Origin of the sequence: Bradyrhizobium cosmicum (assembly GCF_032290525.1) — a bacterium.
Lineage (GTDB): Bacteria > Pseudomonadota > Alphaproteobacteria > Rhizobiales > Xanthobacteraceae > Bradyrhizobium > Bradyrhizobium cosmicum_A.
Genome location: NZ_JASXTA010000035.1, coordinates 17629 through 33497 on the forward strand (window position 1 = coordinate 17629; position 15869 = coordinate 33497).

General features: G+C 65.0%; 20 protein-coding genes. 17 read left to right on the forward strand and 3 right to left on the reverse strand.

Annotated elements, in window-relative coordinates; translation table 11 throughout:
• The first annotated feature begins 9 nt into the window (after nucleotides 1-9).
• The 10 genes from QSV46_RS36360 to QSV46_RS36405 all read left to right on the forward strand — a co-directional run bounded on the left by QSV46_RS36360 (nucleotide 10) and on the right by QSV46_RS36405 (nucleotide 7924).
• The gene (locus tag QSV46_RS36360) at nucleotides 10-456 is read left to right on the forward strand and encodes a carbon monoxide dehydrogenase subunit G (RefSeq protein WP_314963148.1); all 447 of its coding nucleotides are present in this window, start codon (nucleotides 10-12) and stop codon (nucleotides 454-456) included.
• Nucleotides 457-591: 135 nt separating this feature from the next.
• Nucleotides 592-1077 carry a (2Fe-2S)-binding protein gene (locus QSV46_RS36365; RefSeq protein WP_014494194.1) on the forward strand — a complete coding sequence of 162 codons (486 nt, stop codon included), beginning with the start codon at nucleotides 592-594 and terminating at the stop codon, nucleotides 1075-1077.
• 33 nt (nucleotides 1078-1110) lie between these two features.
• The gene (locus tag QSV46_RS36370; RefSeq protein ID WP_314963166.1) at nucleotides 1111-1917 is read left to right on the forward strand and encodes a xanthine dehydrogenase family protein subunit M; all 807 of its coding nucleotides are present in this window, start codon (nucleotides 1111-1113) and stop codon (nucleotides 1915-1917) included.
• Between the two features lie 62 nt (nucleotides 1918-1979).
• Nucleotides 1980-2900 carry a MoxR family ATPase gene (locus tag QSV46_RS36375; RefSeq protein WP_314963169.1) on the forward strand — a complete coding sequence of 307 codons (921 nt, stop codon included), beginning with the start codon at nucleotides 1980-1982 and terminating at the stop codon, nucleotides 2898-2900.
• A gap of 110 nt (nucleotides 2901-3010) precedes the next feature.
• Nucleotides 3011-4213: a VWA domain-containing protein gene (locus tag QSV46_RS36380; RefSeq protein ID WP_314963172.1), complete on the forward strand. Its 1203-nt coding sequence runs from the start codon at nucleotides 3011-3013 to the stop codon at nucleotides 4211-4213.
• A gap of 10 nt (nucleotides 4214-4223) precedes the next feature.
• Entirely contained in the window at nucleotides 4224-4547 is a 324-nt protein-coding gene (locus QSV46_RS36385; protein WP_007602422.1) for an XdhC family protein, read from the forward strand.
• 2 nt (nucleotides 4548-4549) lie between these two features.
• Nucleotides 4550-5251, forward strand: coding sequence for an XdhC family protein (locus tag QSV46_RS36390; protein ID WP_314963185.1), 702 nt, complete (start codon nucleotides 4550-4552; stop codon nucleotides 5249-5251).
• Nucleotides 5248-6852 (forward strand): molybdopterin-binding/glycosyltransferase family 2 protein, encoded by a 1605-nt coding sequence (locus QSV46_RS36395; RefSeq protein ID WP_314963188.1) that lies wholly within the window; start codon nucleotides 5248-5250, stop codon nucleotides 6850-6852. Before QSV46_RS36390 ends, QSV46_RS36395 begins: the two co-directional genes overlap by 4 nt.
• A gap of 206 nt (nucleotides 6853-7058) precedes the next feature.
• Nucleotides 7059-7448: a DUF4189 domain-containing protein gene (locus tag QSV46_RS36400; protein ID WP_007611990.1), complete on the forward strand. Its 390-nt coding sequence runs from the start codon at nucleotides 7059-7061 to the stop codon at nucleotides 7446-7448.
• 65 nt (nucleotides 7449-7513) lie between these two features.
• Entirely contained in the window at nucleotides 7514-7924 is a 411-nt protein-coding gene (locus QSV46_RS36405) for a DUF2000 family protein (protein ID WP_314963194.1), read from the forward strand.
• 75 nt (nucleotides 7925-7999) lie between these two features.
• On the opposite strand, the gene QSV46_RS36410 is transcribed toward QSV46_RS36405, so the two are convergent.
• From QSV46_RS36410 to QSV46_RS36420, 3 genes are read right to left on the reverse strand one after another with little or no spacing between them, the layout of a single operon-like run.
• Nucleotides 8000-8413: a GFA family protein gene (locus tag QSV46_RS36410; protein ID WP_314963196.1), complete on the reverse strand. Its 414-nt coding sequence runs from the start codon at nucleotides 8411-8413 to the stop codon at nucleotides 8000-8002.
• A gap of 12 nt (nucleotides 8414-8425) precedes the next feature.
• Nucleotides 8426-8947, reverse strand: coding sequence for an SRPBCC family protein (locus QSV46_RS36415; protein ID WP_409997255.1), 522 nt, complete (start codon nucleotides 8945-8947; stop codon nucleotides 8426-8428).
• A complete protein-coding gene (locus tag QSV46_RS36420) occupies nucleotides 8944-9279 on the reverse strand; it encodes a metalloregulator ArsR/SmtB family transcription factor (protein WP_314963199.1) in 336 nt (111 codons plus the stop codon). The genes QSV46_RS36415 and QSV46_RS36420 overlap by 4 nt, the downstream gene beginning before the upstream one ends.
• Nucleotides 9280-9389: 110 nt before the next feature.
• Between QSV46_RS36420 and QSV46_RS36425 the strand changes: the two genes are divergently transcribed.
• The 7 genes from QSV46_RS36425 to QSV46_RS36455 all read left to right on the forward strand — a co-directional run bounded on the left by QSV46_RS36425 (nucleotide 9390) and on the right by QSV46_RS36455 (nucleotide 15775).
• Nucleotides 9390-10082, forward strand: coding sequence for a TetR/AcrR family transcriptional regulator (locus tag QSV46_RS36425; RefSeq protein ID WP_314963202.1), 693 nt, complete (start codon nucleotides 9390-9392; stop codon nucleotides 10080-10082).
• Entirely contained in the window at nucleotides 10079-10867 is a 789-nt protein-coding gene (locus tag QSV46_RS36430; protein ID WP_314963204.1) for an efflux RND transporter periplasmic adaptor subunit, read from the forward strand. Before QSV46_RS36425 ends, QSV46_RS36430 begins: the two co-directional genes overlap by 4 nt.
• Nucleotides 10864-11796, forward strand: a complete 933-nt coding sequence (locus QSV46_RS36435; protein ID WP_314963207.1) for an ABC transporter ATP-binding protein — start codon at nucleotides 10864-10866, stop codon at nucleotides 11794-11796. Before QSV46_RS36430 ends, QSV46_RS36435 begins: the two co-directional genes overlap by 4 nt.
• Nucleotides 11793-12956, forward strand: a complete 1164-nt coding sequence (locus QSV46_RS36440; protein ID WP_314963210.1) for an ABC transporter permease — start codon at nucleotides 11793-11795, stop codon at nucleotides 12954-12956. Before QSV46_RS36435 ends, QSV46_RS36440 begins: the two co-directional genes overlap by 4 nt.
• 29 nt (nucleotides 12957-12985) lie before the next feature.
• Nucleotides 12986-14293, forward strand: a complete 1308-nt coding sequence (locus QSV46_RS36445) for an adenylate/guanylate cyclase domain-containing protein (RefSeq protein WP_314963212.1) — start codon at nucleotides 12986-12988, stop codon at nucleotides 14291-14293.
• A gap of 143 nt (nucleotides 14294-14436) precedes the next feature.
• Nucleotides 14437-14664 carry a hypothetical protein gene (locus QSV46_RS36450; RefSeq protein WP_314963215.1) on the forward strand — a complete coding sequence of 76 codons (228 nt, stop codon included), beginning with the start codon at nucleotides 14437-14439 and terminating at the stop codon, nucleotides 14662-14664.
• Nucleotides 14665-14860: 196 nt separating this feature from the next.
• On the forward strand, nucleotides 14861-15775 hold the full coding sequence (locus tag QSV46_RS36455) for a PhzF family phenazine biosynthesis protein (protein ID WP_314963218.1): 915 nt from the start codon (nucleotides 14861-14863) through the stop codon (nucleotides 15773-15775).
• The last annotated feature ends 94 nt before the right edge of the window (nucleotides 15776-15869 follow it).

Here is a 15869-nt window from a genome sequence, read left to right on the forward strand (position 1 = left end):
GGTAACCCCATGGCCATGACAATGAACGGCGAAGTCCAGCTTGCGGCGCCGCGCGAGGCCGTGTGGGAGAAGCTCAACGATCCCGAGGTGCTGAAGGCCTGCATCCCCGGCTGCGAGGAGCTGGAGAAGACCGATGATGGCGGCTTTCGCGCGACCGCGAAGATGAAGGTCGGTCCGGTGTCGGCGCGCTTCAAGGGCAAGGTGATGCTGAGCGATCTCGATCCGCCGAACGGCTACAAGATCTCCGGTGAGGGCGAGGGCGGGGTGGCCGGATTCGCCAAGGGCGGCGCGGTGGTCAAGCTTGCGGAGAAGGATGGCGGCACGCTGCTCTCCTACGAGGTTGAGGCGCAGATCGGCGGCAAGTTGGCGCAGCTCGGCCAGCGCCTGATCAACGGCACCGCCAAGAAACTGGCCGACGAGTTTTTCGCGAACTTCGCCAAGGCGGTACAGGGCTGAAACCTATCGCCTTTCGGCATGGCGCCTTGCGTCCGGGGTGATGTTGCCCCGGGACATAATGGCCCATATGATGGGTTGGAATAATTATAAGAACCGCTTCGACGGGACCCGTCGGGGCGCTGATAGAGAGTGCTTATGGCAAAAATCTCCCTCATCGTGAACGGCAATCCTGTTACGGCCAACGTCGATCCCCGTACCCTCCTGGTGCAGTTTCTGCGCGAGAATCTGCGCCTCACCGGCACCCATGTCGGGTGCGATACCTCGCAGTGCGGCGCCTGCGTCGTGCATCTCGACGGCAAGGCCGTGAAGTCCTGCACCACGCTTGCCGTGATGGCCGACGGCCACGAGGTCAAGACTATCGAGGGGCTGGCCGCCGACGGTGCGCCGCTGCATCCGATGCAGGAGGCCTTTCGCGAGCACCACGGCCTCCAATGCGGCTTCTGCACGCCGGGCATGATCATGACCGCGATCGACATCGTCCATCGCAAGGGCCACGAGCTCGACGACCACACCATCCGCGAGGAGCTGGAAGGCAATCTCTGCCGGTGCACCGGTTACCAGAACATCGTCGCCTCGATCTCCGCCGGCGCCAAGGCGATGGCGAAATCCGATCTCGCCTAAACCGCGCACGCATCCCGCGATCAGGACATTCAGATGTACGAATTCAAATACCATCGCCCCGGGACCGTTCGTCAGGCCGCCAACCTCCTGGTGAAGAACGAAGACGCCAAGCTGGTCGCAGGCGGCCACACGCTTATTCCCGTCATGAAGCAGCGTCTCGCCAGTCCCCCGCATCTGGTCGACCTCTCCCATATCGAGGGGCTCAACACGATCGAGATGAAGGGCCGCGCGCTGGTGATCGGCGCCACCGCGAAGCACGCGGAGGTCGCGACCTCCGCGATCGTCGGTGAGGCGATCCCGGCGCTTGCCAATCTTGCCGGCGGAATCGGCGATCCGGCCGTGCGTCACAAGGGCACGATCGGCGGCTCGCTCGCCAACAACGATCCGACCGCGGACTATCCGGCCGCGGTGCTCGCGCTCGGTGCCACCATCGTCACCAACAAGCGCCGCCTCAAGGCGGAAGAGTACTTCCAGGGCCTGTTCACGACGGCGCTGGAAGCCGACGAGATCATCACCAAGGTGATGTTCCCGCTGCCGAAGAAAGCGGCCTACGTCAAGTTCCGCAACCAGGCCTCGCGCTACGCGCTGGTCGGCGTGTTCGTGGCACGGCGTCCGTCGGACGTGCGGGTCGCCGTCACCGGCGCCGGCTCCGAAGGCGTGTTCCGCGTCACCGCGTTCGAGGAAGCGTTGAAGAAACGTTTCGCGTCGAAGGCGCTTGACGGCATCGAGGTGCCGGCGGACGGCCTCAACAGTGACATCCATGGCAGCGCCGAATACCGCGCGCACCTCATCGGAGTGCTGACGCGGCGCGCTCTCGATGCCGCCAATGCCAAGGGGTGAGGTGACCTCACGCCTCGGCCGAAACTAGTCCCCGGTGGGGCGTAGCGAGACTGGCTTTTTTCATGACTTCAGCGGCCACTACCTCCGGGGCCATGCCGGCATCGGTCGATGCGATGCTCGAACTCCTGACGTCGCGCGGCTATCTCGCCGAGCGGTCGCTGGCGACCGTGACCTACCTGTCGTTGCGCATGGGCCGGCCGCTGTTCCTGGAAGGCGAGGCCGGCGTCGGCAAGACCGAGATCGCAAAGGTGCTGTCGGCGGCGTTGGGGCGGAAGCTGATCCGTTTGCAGTGCTACGAAGGCCTCGACGTCTCCTCCGCGGTCTACGAGTGGAACAGCGCGGCGCAGATGATCGCGATCCGGATGGCGGAAGCCGCCGGTGACACCGATCGCGATCAGCTATCGAGCGATATCTTCGCCGACCGCTACATGATCAAGCGGCCGCTGCTTCAGGCCCTGGAGCCCGACGTCGCTGGCCCGCCGGTGCTGCTGATCGACGAGCTCGACCGCGCCGACGAGGCGTTCGAAGCCTACCTGCTCGAGATTCTCAGCGACTTCCAGGTGACCATCCCCGAGTTCGGCACCGTGAGGGCGCCGCATCCGCCGATCGTCATCATCACCTCCAACCGCACCCGCGAGATCCATGACGCGCTGAAGCGGCGCTGTCTCTATCACTGGGTGGACTATCCCGCCGCCGATCGCGAGCTCGCGATCGTCAAATCGCGCGTGCCCGGCATCTCCGCCAAGCTCTCGCAGCAGGTGGTGCGCTTCGTGCAGGCCCTGCGCAACCAGGATTTCTACAAGTCGCCGGGCGTCGCCGAGACCATCGACTGGGCCACCGCCCTGTCCGAGCTCGATGCCCGCTCGCTGACCCCGCAAGTGGTCGGCGATACGCTGGGCGCGCTGCTCAAGTACCAGGACGACATCACCCGGATGCAGGGCGACGCCCTGCAGAAGGTGTTGAAGGAAGCGACGAGCGATTAGCCGTCATTCCGGGGCGCGCGCGAGCGCGAACCCGGAATCTCGCGCCACAATCTCTGGATTCCGGGTTCGTCGCTTCGCGACGCCCCGGAATGACGGAGCGAGGATAGACCATGGCCATCAACCACCTTGCGCCTGAGCAAACCGAGCAGTTCGCCGACAACATCGTCGGCTTTGCCCGTGCGCTGCGCGCCTCGGGCATGCCGGTGGGTCCAGGCGCCGTCATCGATGCCATGAGCGCGCTCCAGGCGATCGACATCGGCAACCGCGCCGACGTCTTCACCACGCTGGAGGCGATCTTCGTCAAGCGGCACGAGCATGCGCTGATCTTCAAGCAGGCCTTCAACCTGTTCTTCCGCGCCTCGGAGGAATGGAAGCACATGCTGGATTCGGTGCCGCTGCCGGAGCAGGCCAAGAAGAAGCCGCAGGCCGGCGCACGCCGCGTCCAGGAGGCGATGTCGCAGCCACGCATGACCGAGACACCGCAGCACCAGGAGCAGGATCTGCGGCTGTCGGTCTCCGACAAGGAGATTCTTCAGAAGAAGGATTTTGCGCAGATGAGCGCTGCGGAGATCACCGAGGCGCTCCACGCCGTCGAGCGGATGCGATTGCCGCAGGCCGAGCTTCTGACGCGCCGGCACCGGCCTGATGCGCGCGGGCTTCGCCTCGATTTGCGCCGCACCCTGCGTGCGTCCTTGCGCACCGGCGGCGACATCATCGACATCCACCGCCTCGGGCGGATCGAGAAGCCGGCGCCGATCGTGGCGCTGCTCGACATCTCGGGCTCGATGAGCGAATACACCCGCCTGTTCCTGCATTTCCTGCACGCCATCGGCGACGCACGCAAGCGCGTCTCGGTGTTCCTGTTCGGCACCCGCCTCACCAATGTCACCCGGGCGCTGCGCCAGCGCGATCCCGACGAGGCACTGGCGAGCTGCTCGGCCTCGGTCGAGGACTGGGCCGGCGGCACAAGGATCTCGGCCTCGCTGCACAACTTCAACAAATTGTGGGCGCGGCGCGTGCTCAGCCAGGGCGCCATCGTGCTCTTGATCTCCGACGGGCTGGAGCGGGAGGCCGATTCCAGGCTCGCGTTCGAGATGGACCGGCTGCATCGCTCCTGCCGGAGGCTGATCTGGCTGAACCCGTTGCTGCGCTTCGGCGGCTTCGAGGCCAAGGCCCAGGGCATCAAAATGATGCTCCCGCACGTTGACGAATTCCGCCCGGTGCATAATTTGAGTTCGATCCAGGAGCTGATCACCACGCTCTCCCGGCCGCTGCCGCCGCATCACCGCAGCCTGATCCGCTCCGCAGCTTGAGAGGCAAGTCATGCTCGATCGCGACGAGGATATTCTGAAGGCGGCGGAGGACTGGCAGAAGGCCGGCCGCGGCGTCGCGCTGGCCACCGTGGTCGAGACCTGGGGCTCGGCGCCGCGCCCGGCGGGCTCGAGCCTTGTGATCAACGATGAGGGCACGTTCCTGGGCTCGGTCTCCGGCGGCTGCGTCGAGGGCGCCGTGGTCACCGAGGCCATGGACGTGATCCAGAGCGGCAAGCCGAGGATGCTGGAGTTCGGCGTCGCCGACGAGACCGCCTGGAATGTCGGGCTGTCCTGCGGCGGCACCATCCGCGTCTTCGTCGAGAAGGTCGGCTAGCCGTGAAGCTCGCAATCTTGCACGAACTCAATGCCGAGCGCGCGGCGCGCCGGCCGGTCATTCTGGTGACGGATACCGAGAGCGGCGAACAGCGCTTGGTGAAGGCCAAAGACTTTGCGAAAGACCCGCTCGGCGCCGAGCTGGAAAAACAGCTTCGGATGGGCAAGAGCGCCAATGTCGAGGCCGGCGGCAAGAAGCTGTTCCTCAACGTCTACGCGCCGACTGCCAAGCTCGTGATCGTCGGCGCAGTCCATATCAGCCAGGCCTTGGCGCCGCTGGCACGCTCGCTCGGCTACGACGTCACTGTCGTCGATCCCCGCACGGCCTTTGCGAGCCCCGAGCGCTTCCCCGATATTCCTCTCGTCGCCGAATGGCCCGACACGGCGCTTCCGCCGCTGAACGTCGACGCCTATACGGCGTTCGTCGCGGTGACGCACGATCCCAAGATCGACGACCCCGCGCTGCTGCACGCTTTCGAACGCAACTGCTTCTATATCGGCGCGCTCGGCTCGCGGAAGACGCATGCCAAGCGCGGCGACCGGCTGCGGGCGCTGGGCGCCAAGGAGAGCGACATCGCGCGCATCCATGCGCCCATTGGGCTTGCGATCGGCGCGGTCTCGCCGTCGGAGATTGCCGTGTCGATCATGGCCGAGATCACGGCGGTGCTGCGCCTGCCTCCCAAGGAAAAAGAAGAAGCGGCATGAAGTTCGGACCGGCGAGCCCCAGGGATGCGATCGGCGGGGTGACCGTCCACACCCTGCGCCAGGGTCCGCTGGTGCTGAAGAAGGGCACGACGATCGGGCCCGCCGAGGTCGAGGCTCTGGAGCGCGCCGGCATCAAGGACGTCGTCGTCGTGCGGATGGAAGAGGGCGACGTCTCCGAGGACGTCGCGGCCGCCAGCATCGCGCTCGCCGTCGGCGGCGAGGGCATTCATGTCGAGCGCGCCTTCACCGGCCGCGCCAATCTGTTCGCCGCGCAGCCAGGCGTGCTGGTGATCGACCACGCCGCGGTCGACCGCATCAACAGCATCGACGAGGCCATCACCTTTGCGACGCTCACCGCCTACAAGCCGGTGGTCGAAGGTGAGATGGTCGGCACCGTCAAGATCATCCCGTTCGGCGTCGAGGGAAATTTGCGCGACGCCGCGGTGGAGGCAGCGGGCAGGGACGTGCTGAAGATCGCGCCTTACGTCATCAAGCGCGTTGGTGTGGTCTCGACGCTGCTGCCGGGTCTGTCATCGAAGGTGATCGACAAGACGCTGCGCGTCACCGCCGAGCGGCTGGCGCCGGCCGGTGCCGGCATCATTGCCGAGCGTCGCGTGCAGCACGAGGAGCGGGTACTGTCGGCGGCGATCGAGGAATTGCTCGGCCTCGGCGCCGAACTCGTCATCGTGTTCGGCGCCTCCGCGATCGCCGACCGCCGCGACGTGATCCCGGCTGCGGTCACCGAAATCGGCGGCGAGATCGAGCATTTCGGCATGCCGGTCGATCCCGGCAACCTGCTGCTGATCGCCCGCGCCGGCGGCGTGCCGGTGCTGGGCGCGCCGGGCTGCGCCCGCTCGCCGGTCGAGAACGGGTTTGACTGGGTGCTGATGCGGCTCCTCGCCGGCATCAAGGTGACGCGGTCCGAGCTGATGGGCATGGGCGTCGGTGGTCTCCTGATGGAGATCGTCACCCGACCGCAGCCGCGCGCCAAGCCGGAGATCGAGGGCAACAGCCACGTCGCCGCCATCGTGCTCGCGGCGGGCCGTTCGACCCGCATGGGCGGGCCGAACAAGCTCTTGGCCGAGCTCGACGGAAAGAAGCTGGTGCAGATTGCGACCGAGCAGGCGCTGGCTTCCAAGGCATCCGAAGTGATCGTCGTCACCGGCCACCAGACCGAGCTGGTCGAGCAGGCGTTGCAAGGTCTGAAGGTGAAGTTCGTCAAAAATCCGGACTTCGCCGGCGGCATTGCGAGCTCGGTCAAGGCCGGTATCGCGGCCGTATCCGAAGCTTGCGACGGCGCCGTGGTTTGCCTCGGCGACATGCCGCTGATCGACGCCGGCCTGATCGACCGCCTCATCGACGGCTTCGCACCGGACCGAGGCAATCTCATCGTTGTGCCCGTCAGCGAGGGCCGCCGCGGCAATCCTGTGCTGTGGTCGCGTCGCTTCTTCAATGAGTTGATGACGCTCGACGGCGATGTCGGGGCGCGCCACTTGATCGCCAGGCACACCGAAGCGGTTGCCGAAGTGCCCGTGGACGGCGAGAGCGCCTTCCTCGACATCGACACGCCGCAGGCGCTGGAAGCGGCGCGGCGGGGATGATGGTGCGTAGGGTGGGCAAAGGCGCGTAGCGCCGTGCCCACCATCTCTCCATGCAGTGATCTGCAATTGGTGGGCACGCTTCGCTTTGCCCACCCTACGGCACCTACGGCACTTTTCATTCGTCCGATTTCAACGCCTCGTTCACCATCTGGAAACGACCGCCGCTTAGAGTCGCTCCCACCTGCCTTGGGGGGAGGGGTTTTTTCATGGCTTCGAATGTCGTCGCGCGCCGTTGCGCGATGTTTTTCTTTGCGCTGTCGGTTTGTGTCGCCGGTGCGCGCCACATCACGGATGCACATGCCGCCGGTGCGTTTGCGGTCGGCAAGTGCGGGGCCTATGGCCAGGCCTTTGATTACGGCGCCGAGCACGAGGCCCGCGCCGCGGCGCAGAAGCAGTGCAAGGGCGACTGCACGACGGTAACGATGAAACGCGCCTGCGCTGCGATGTCGGTCGATCTTTCAAATCCTTGCGGCGCCTATGGCTATGCCGTCAAGCCGAAGATCTCGGCCACGCTCAACGCCGCCACGCGCGAATGCTACAAATACGGCGGCAAGGAATGCGTGATCCGCGCCTGGGCCTGCGACGCGAAAGGCTGATTCCTCTTGCCGTCATTCCGGGGCGATGCGTAGCATTGCCCAAGGAATGACATTCGAGGAATTGCATGCAGTTCGACACCAAGATTGCCGTCGTGATCCGCACCGATCTTCAAGCCTGGCAGAAGCTCAACGTCGCGGCCTTTCTCACCAGCGGCATCGCGGCCGCGTTTCCTGACTGTATCGGCGAGCTCTATGAGGACGCCTCGGGTACGCAGTATCTTTCGCTGATCGGCCAGCCGATCCTGATCTACGGTGCCGATGGACCTGCACTGGCGCGCGCGCTCGACCGCGCGCTGACGCGCAACGTCAAGCCGGCGGTTTACACCGAGGACATGTTCAGGACCACCCATGATGCCGCCAATCGCGAGGCGGTGAGGGCGGTGACGCGGGCCGATCTCAATCTCGTCGGGATTGCGATGCGCGCGGAGCGCAAGGTGGTCGACAAGATTCTCGATGGGCTGAAGTTTCACAGCTGAATGAAAGTGCTGGTTGTTTAGCCTCTCCCGCAAAGCGAGCGGGAGAGGGAGCGCACCCCAAGTGCGGCCAGCGCCTCAGCCCGGCGGCATGCCTTCGAACATCGTCAGGCCAGGGTCGACGCGATCCCAGTCATGGCCGCGCGCGGCGAAAGTGACCGCCTGTGGCTTGTAGCGGGCGGGCTCGTCGAGGCTTGCTGCGCGGATCGTGAACACGTCGGGCTGTGCCGCGAAGGTCATGTACACAGGCACGCCGCATTGCGTGCAGAAGCCGCGCGTCTTCACGTTGCCGCTGTTGGCGACCATGTCCCAATGCTTGGCCTCGCCGGTCAGCGTGACGCCGGCGCGCGCGAAGCTCATGTACGAGCCGTGGCCGCTGCCGCTTTCGCGCTGGCAGTCCCGGCACTGGCAGTGATTGCTGAACAGCGGCTCACCAGCAATCGAATAGCGGATCGCACCGCAGGCGCAGCCGCCGGTATAGGGGTTATTCATCGCGATATCTCCTCACTCTTCGCCGCTGATCTCGTCGAGCTGGCGGACGACCTTCTTCCAGCCGCCACTCATGCCCGTGTAGGCCGACTCGTTTCTGGGCAAGACGAAGCCGGCATGAACCAGACGAATCCGCGTGCCGGCCTCGACCGGGGTGAGGGACCACGTCACGACGGTGTCGAGCGGCGCGCCGTAGCCGGTGTTGCGCTCATCGCCGCCCTTCCAGGCGTAGACGAGGCGGCGGTTCGGCACGACCTCCAGAACCCGGCAATGGATGACGCCGTCCCACGAACCGCCGGGCGTGGTCTGGAAGGTGAAGATGTTGCCTTCGACGGCCTCAAAGCCGCTTGGCTTCATCAGCCAGCGCGCGATCAACTGGGCACTGGTCAGCGTCTTCCAGATCGTCTCAGGCGCGTGAGGGAGTACTTCGTCAATGACGATGTCCCGGAAGTTATCCTGGACGTTTCCTTCTACGTTTCCTTCTAGGTTTCCTTGGGCGGTTCCTTGGCTCTCGGCTTTCAACTCGGCTGCACTCACGGATCGATCTCCTTCAAGAGGTCACGCAGATTCTGGAAGCGCTCGCGCCAGAAGACGCCGTAGTGATCCATCCAGGTCACCAGCGGCTCGAGTCCTGCAGGCGCGGCGCGGTAGTAGACGTTGCGACCCTCGGCGCGCTCGGCGACGAGTCCGGCCTGCTTCAGCGACTTCAGGTGCTGCGAGATCGCGCCCTGGGTCACGCCGCTGCCGCGCGTCAGCTCGGCGACGCTGATCTCCTCGCGCTCGAAGACGCGTTCGAACACGGCGCGCCGAGTCGGATCGGCGAGGGCGCGCATCACGGTGGTGACGGGGTTTGGGGCGGCTTCAATCATGGGATTCAAATTAGTCCACGCTAATCAATTAGTCAATGCTAATTCGTTCCAATTCCTGGATCAGGCGAATTTCTCTTGCGTATGACTGACCAGTCAGTCATTACTAGAGGATGACAAAGAAGCCGACGAAAGCCACGCCGTCTCCAGGTCGCGTCAGCGCGCAAGGGCAGGTGCCCGACGCCCGCGAAGCTGCCCCCGCCTCGAACCGCGCCGCGCGCGCGGCCGAGCGGCGCGCGGCGATCGTGGAAGCGGCACTGGAGGAGTTCATCGCGCGCGGATTCGCGGCGACCCGGCTCGACGACATCGCAAAGCGTGCGGGCGTGGCCAAGGGCACGATCTACCTGCACTTCAAGGACAAGGAATCGATGTTCGAGGAACTCGTCCGCACCGTGATGGTGCCGGTGGTGGAGCGGCTGACGGTTTTGCCACCGCCGACCGGCTCAGTGCGAGATCTCGTCGAGACCTTCGCCCGCAACTTCCTCAAGGAGGTCGCGAACACTCGCCGCGGCGATCTGGTGCGCCTCATCGTGGCGGAGGGGCCGCGCTTTCCGTCCGTCGCCGATTTCTATTACCGCGAGGTCGTTTCGCGCGGGGTCGGCGCCATGCGTGCGCTGATCGAACTCGGCATTGCCCGCGGCGAGATCCGCGAGAAGGACCTTGCACGCTATCCGCAGATCCTGGTCGCGCCGGCGATGATCGCGGTGATCTGGCAGAGCCTGTTTGCACGGCACGCGCCGCTCGACGCGCAGGACATGCTGCGCGTCCATCTCGATCTGATTTTTGGCGAACGGAGCACGACATGAGGTCGTCGCAAGCTATTTTCAGTCTCGCGTTGACGATCCTCCTCGCAACCGGTCTTGCCGGCTGCACGGAGAAGCGCGATCCCGGCTTCCAGGGCTGGGTCGAGGCCGACATGATCTTCGTCAGCCCGGACGAAGCCGGCCGGGTGACGAAGCTGGGCGTCCGCGAGGGCGACGAGGTCAAGGTCGGCGATCAGCTCTATTCCGTCGACGACGACCTTCAGCTTGCCGATCTCAACCAGAACAAGGCGACGCTGGCGAACGCACAGCAGACCTACGACCGCGCGGCTTCGCTGAGCAAGACCGGTTCCGGCACGCAGGCCAACCTCGACTCCGCAGTGTCCGCCTTGCGCGTTGCGGAAGCGCGGGTGGCGACGTCGGAGACGCGGATGGCACGGCGCAAGGGCTTTGCGCCCGTTGCCGGCACCATCCAGCAGATCTATTTTCGCGAGGGCGAGATGGTCGCGGCGCAGCGGCCGGTGCTCTCGATCATGCCTCCCGGCAACATGAAGCTGCGCTTCTTCGTGCCCGAGACCGAGCTGCCGAAGCTTGCGATCGGCGACACGGTGCGGATCTCCTGCGACAATTGCGCGGCCGATCTCACCGCGAAGATCTATTTCATCGCGACCTCGGCCGAATATACCCCCCCTGTGATCTACAGCCTCGATGAGCGCAACAAGCTGGTCTATTTGATCCAGGCGCGGCCCTCGCGGCCCGATGCCCTGCGGGTCGGACAACCGATCAACGTCTATCTCAATCCGAAAACGCCGGTGGCGGACAAGCGATGAGCGGTGACAACGGTATCGCGATCGACGTCAAGGGCCTGACCAAATCGTTCGGCGGCCGCGAGGTCGTGCACGATCTGTCGATGCAGGTGAAGCGCGGCTCGATTTACGGCTTCCTCGGTCCCAATGGCTCGGGCAAGACCACGACCATCCGCATCCTCTGCGGCCTGCTCACGCCCGACAGCGGCGAGGGCACCTGTCTCGGGTACGACATCCGCCGCGATGCCGAGAAGATCAAGCGCCAGGTCGGCTACATGACCCAGCGCTTCAGCCTCTACCAGGATCTCTCCGTCCGCGAAAACCTCGAATTCGTCGCGCGGCTCTATGGCCTCACCGACGCGCGTGGCGCCGCGCGCGACATGATCAAGCGGCTCGGGCTCTCGGGTCGCGAAGAGCAGCTCGCGGGCGAGCTCTCCGGCGGCTGGAAGCAGCGCCTTGCGTTGGGTGCCTGCACGCTGCCCAGCCCGAAACTGCTGCTGCTCGATGAGCCCACCGCCGGCGTCGATCCCAAGGCGCGGCGCGATTTCTGGAACGAGATCCATGCGCTCGCCGCCGACGGTCTCACCGTGCTGGTTTCGACCCATTACATGGATGAGGCCGAGCGTTGTCACGAGATCGCCTATATCGCCTATGGCCATTTGCTGGCGCGCGGCACGGTGGAGGAGGTGATCGCGAAATCCGCGCTGACAACCTACACCGTGACCGGGGAGGACCTGAACGAGCTCGCGGCCGCGCTGGTCGGCAAGCCAGGGGTGGACATGGTGGCGCCGTTCGGCACCTCGTTGCACGTCTCGGGGCGCGACGTCGCGGCGCTCGAAGCCAGCATCGCGCCGTGGCAGGAGCGAAGCGGCCTGCACTGGCAGAAATCGTCGCCCTCACTCGAAGACGTGTTCATCGAACTGATGGGCCGCTCCAAGGACAATTTCCAATGAGCGCCGTCGACGGACCGAGCCCCGCGCGCGAGATCCGGGAACGCTTCGGCTTCCTGAGGCGCTCCTATGCGATGCTGATCAAGGAGTTCATCCAGCTCAGGCGCGATCGCGTGTCCTTCGCCATGATCGTGATGCTGCCGGTGATGCAGCTCATGCTGTTCGGCTATGCCATCAACACCACGCCGCGTAATCTGCCCAGCGCCGTGCTGCTCCAGGAGGATTCGGATCTCGCCCGCTCGATCCTGAAGGCGCTGGAGAACACCGCCTATTTCCGCTTCCTCTATGAGGTGCACGATATCGACGATTTCGACAATCTGCTGAAATCCGGCAAGGTGCTGTTCGGCGTCGAGATCCCGCGCGGCTTCGAGCGTGCGGTGCGGCGCGGCGACAAGCCGGCGCTCTTGGTTGCGGCCGACGCCACCGATCCGGTTGCGGCGAGCGCCGCGATCGGCTCGCTCGGCATGGTCGTGCAGACCGCGCTCAAGCACGATCTCTATATCGGCGATCCCCCGGAGATGCCGTTCGAGATCCGCGCGCATGCCCGCTACAACCCGGCCGCGGCCTCCAGCCTCAACATCGTGCCGGGTCTGGTCGGCACCATCCTCACCATGACCATGCTGATCTTCACCTCGCTCTCCGTCACGCGCGAGGTCGAGCGCGGCACCATGGAGAGCCTGTTGTCGATGCCGATCAGGCCGGTCGAGGTGATGTTCGGCAAGATCATCCCTTACGTGCTGGTCGGTTTCGTCCAGGCCTTCCTCATCATCGGCATCGGCGTCGGGCTGTTCGGCGTGCCCGTGCTCGGCAATTTGTTCCTGCTGGCGCTGCTCTCGACGCTGTTCATCACCACCAATCTGGCGATTGGCTACACGATCTCGACGCTGGTGCAGAACCAGCTCCAGGCCATGCAGATGTCGATGATGTTCTTCCTGCCGAGCATCCTGCTCTCCGGCTTCATGTTCCCGTTCGCCGGCATGCCGGTCTGGGCGCAATATCTCGGCGAATGCCTGCCGCTGACGCATTATCTGCGTATCGTCCGCGCCATCATGCTGAAGGGCGCGACCATGGAGAATTTGCGCTTCGACACCCTGGCGCTGGCGGCCCTGATGCTGGTCGCCATGACCATCGCCGTGACGCGCTTCCGCCGCACGCTGGATTGAGGCACAATGCCCCGGAATCGAGGGGTGGAATGGTCAGGTTTGCGAGCAGGAAAACGCGGCAGCATGCTGCATTGTCGGAGGATTTCGAGCGCGAGCTGACCCGGGAAGTGCTGCGCACCGAGCTTTTGCGGGTGCGGGCGCTGATCATGACGGGCTGCGTCATGATGGTGTTCCTTACAGCGATCTATCTGTTCGAGCCCGCTGTCGTGAACCGGGTCTGGCGCGGTACGGAGGGGCTTGTCGAGGTCTACGGCCTTCTTATCGGCTTCATCCTGTTCGAGGCCTGGGTCCACACCCAGATCAGGAAAAATCTCAAGCTCCGTCGCGATTTGCCCGTGGTCCGGCGCTATATCGGCGCGCTGATCGAGACGTCGCTGCCGACACTCATCCTGATCCTCCAGATCCGAAGCATGGGGGCGAGCCAGGCGCTCGGCTTCGTCGTGCCGTTGATCTATTTCATCTTCGTCATCCTCTCGACCCTGCGGCTCGATTTCTGGCTCTCCACGTTCACCGGTTTCGTCGCCGCGGCCGAACTGCTCACCGTCGCGCTGATCTACGATTCCACGAGCGCGGCCGGTGAGCCGCAGATCTATTTCCATGCGGTGCGCAGCACCATCATCCTGATCTGCGGCGTGCTCGCAGGCTCCGTCGGCGCACAACTCCGCCGGCAATTTGCAGCGAGCATCGCGGCCGCCACCGCCCGCGACCGCGTGACCAATCTGTTCGGCCAGCACGTCTCCCCGCAGGTGGTGGAGCGGTTGATGGCGGCGGGGACCAGCACGAGCGGCGATCTCCGCCGTGCCGCCGTGATGTTCGTCGACTTCCGCGGTTTCACCGCCGGTGCCCAGACGCGCACGCCGCATGAGGTGGTCGACCGGCTCGATGGGGCCTTCGCCGTGCTGGTCGACATTCTCGACCGCCAGGGCGGCATCGTGAACAAGTTTCTCGGCGACGGCTTTCTCGCCCTGTTCGGCGCGCCGCTGGAGGCTTCCGACGCCGCAAATCGCGCGGTCGCCGCGGGCCGCGAGATGCTGACCGCGATGGACCGCATCAACGCGCAAACCAGCTGGCCGCTCAGGATCGGCATCGGCATCCATTTCGGCGAAGTCGTCGCCGGCAATATCGGCTCGCCCCGCCGCAAGGAATACACCGTGATCGGCGACACCGTGAACTTCGCCTCGCGGCTCGAAGCATTGAACAAGGAGTTCGGTTCGCAACTCCTGATCTCCGCATCCGTGCGCGAGGCGCTCGGCGACGACGGCAAGGATGCCGTCGCGCTCGGCGAAGTCGAGGTGCGCGGCTACGAGCAGAAGGTGCCGGTATTTCAATTGGGGTAGCGCGTCTTCAAATCTGACTCGCGTTTCGTTGAAGCGGATCGCGCGCCGTTGAACGTGCGTGATGAACCATCTCTGCTAGCCTTCGGGTCTCGCATGCTGGAAGCCGAACATCTCGCCTTCCGTCTGTAACCCGGAGAAAGCCAATGACCCGAATGACCCTTGTTGCGGCCGCCCTGATCGCGGCCGCAATCACCCAGACCCAGGCCGCATCTGCGCGCCACACCGCTCCCCAGCGCAGCGCCGCAACGCAGGTGACGACCGACTCCTGCGTCAGGGCGCCGGCTGAGGGCGCCTATGCATCTGAGCCCTACAAGCAGCCGCCCTGTCTGCCGAACACGGGCTATTCGTCCCCTTACGCGTACGGCTACTAACGATCGCGACAGACGATGCCGGGCCGGTGAAGTCTGCCAGACCGGCATCGCGAACGTCTTCAACTTCGCTTCCAGCACGACATTGCGATTGCTCCGAATGCTCCGAATTTTGGGGCATGACGAGCGATGTCACGGGCTTGTAGACTGCTGCGCGATGCGACCGGCCGCGGCCGCGACTTGCATGAGGAAGCGAAAGATGCAGCGCCGCTACATCACCGTCGACGTGTTCACCGGCCGCGCTTTCGGCGGCAACCAGCTCGCCGTGGTTCTCGACGCCGGCGGGCTATCGACTGCGCAGATGCAGGCGATCGCGACCGAGATCAACTATTCCGAGACGACCTTCGTGCTGCCGCCGCGCGACAAGGCCCATGACGCCGAGGTGCGCATCTTCACGCCGGTGGTGGAGATTGCTTTTGCGGGCCATCCCAATGTCGGCACCGCCTTCGTGCTTACCTCGATGGCGAAAGAGCCGAAGCCGCGCCTGCTGTTCGAGGAGAAGGCCGGGCTCGTGCCGGTCGAGATCGTGAAAGAGCAGGGCCGGGTGGTCAGAACCGAGCTAACCGCGCCGCAGCCGCTCGCGCGGCATGCGCCGCTGTCACCTGCTGAAGCCGCGAGCTGCATCTCGCTCAGCGCGGATGACATCAAGACCGATAACCACGCACCGCATGTCGTCACCGTCGGAAACGCGTTTCTGGTGATGGAGCTGCATTCGCGCGAGGCGCTGAAGCGGGCCCGGCCGGATGCTGCGGCCTATGGCAAGATATTGCCGCGTGATGGTGCCCGCTCCGTGTGGTTCTATACGCGCGACGTGCCCGCGGCCGAGGCGCCTTGCGAGCGGCAGGCGCGGATGTTCATGCGCGGCGCCAGCGGTCTCGTCGAGGACCCCGCGACCGGCAGCGCCACCGTTGCCGCCGCCGCGCTGCTTGCCGATCTCGATCCGATGGGTGATGGTGAATTGAAACTCACGGTCGGTCAGGGCTTTGACATGGGTCGGCCGAGCCTGTTGCTGACCCGCGTGCGCAAGCAGGACGGCAGGATCGTCTCCGCCCATGTCGGCGGGCAATGCGTGCAGATGATGGAAGGGACGTTCCGGCTGGCGGGGGAGGAATGAGGTCTCTCCACTTCTCATTCCGAACTCGCTCCGCAGACGGCCCCGTCATCCTGAGGTGCGAGCCCTTGCGAGCCTCGAAGGATGGACGGCCGAG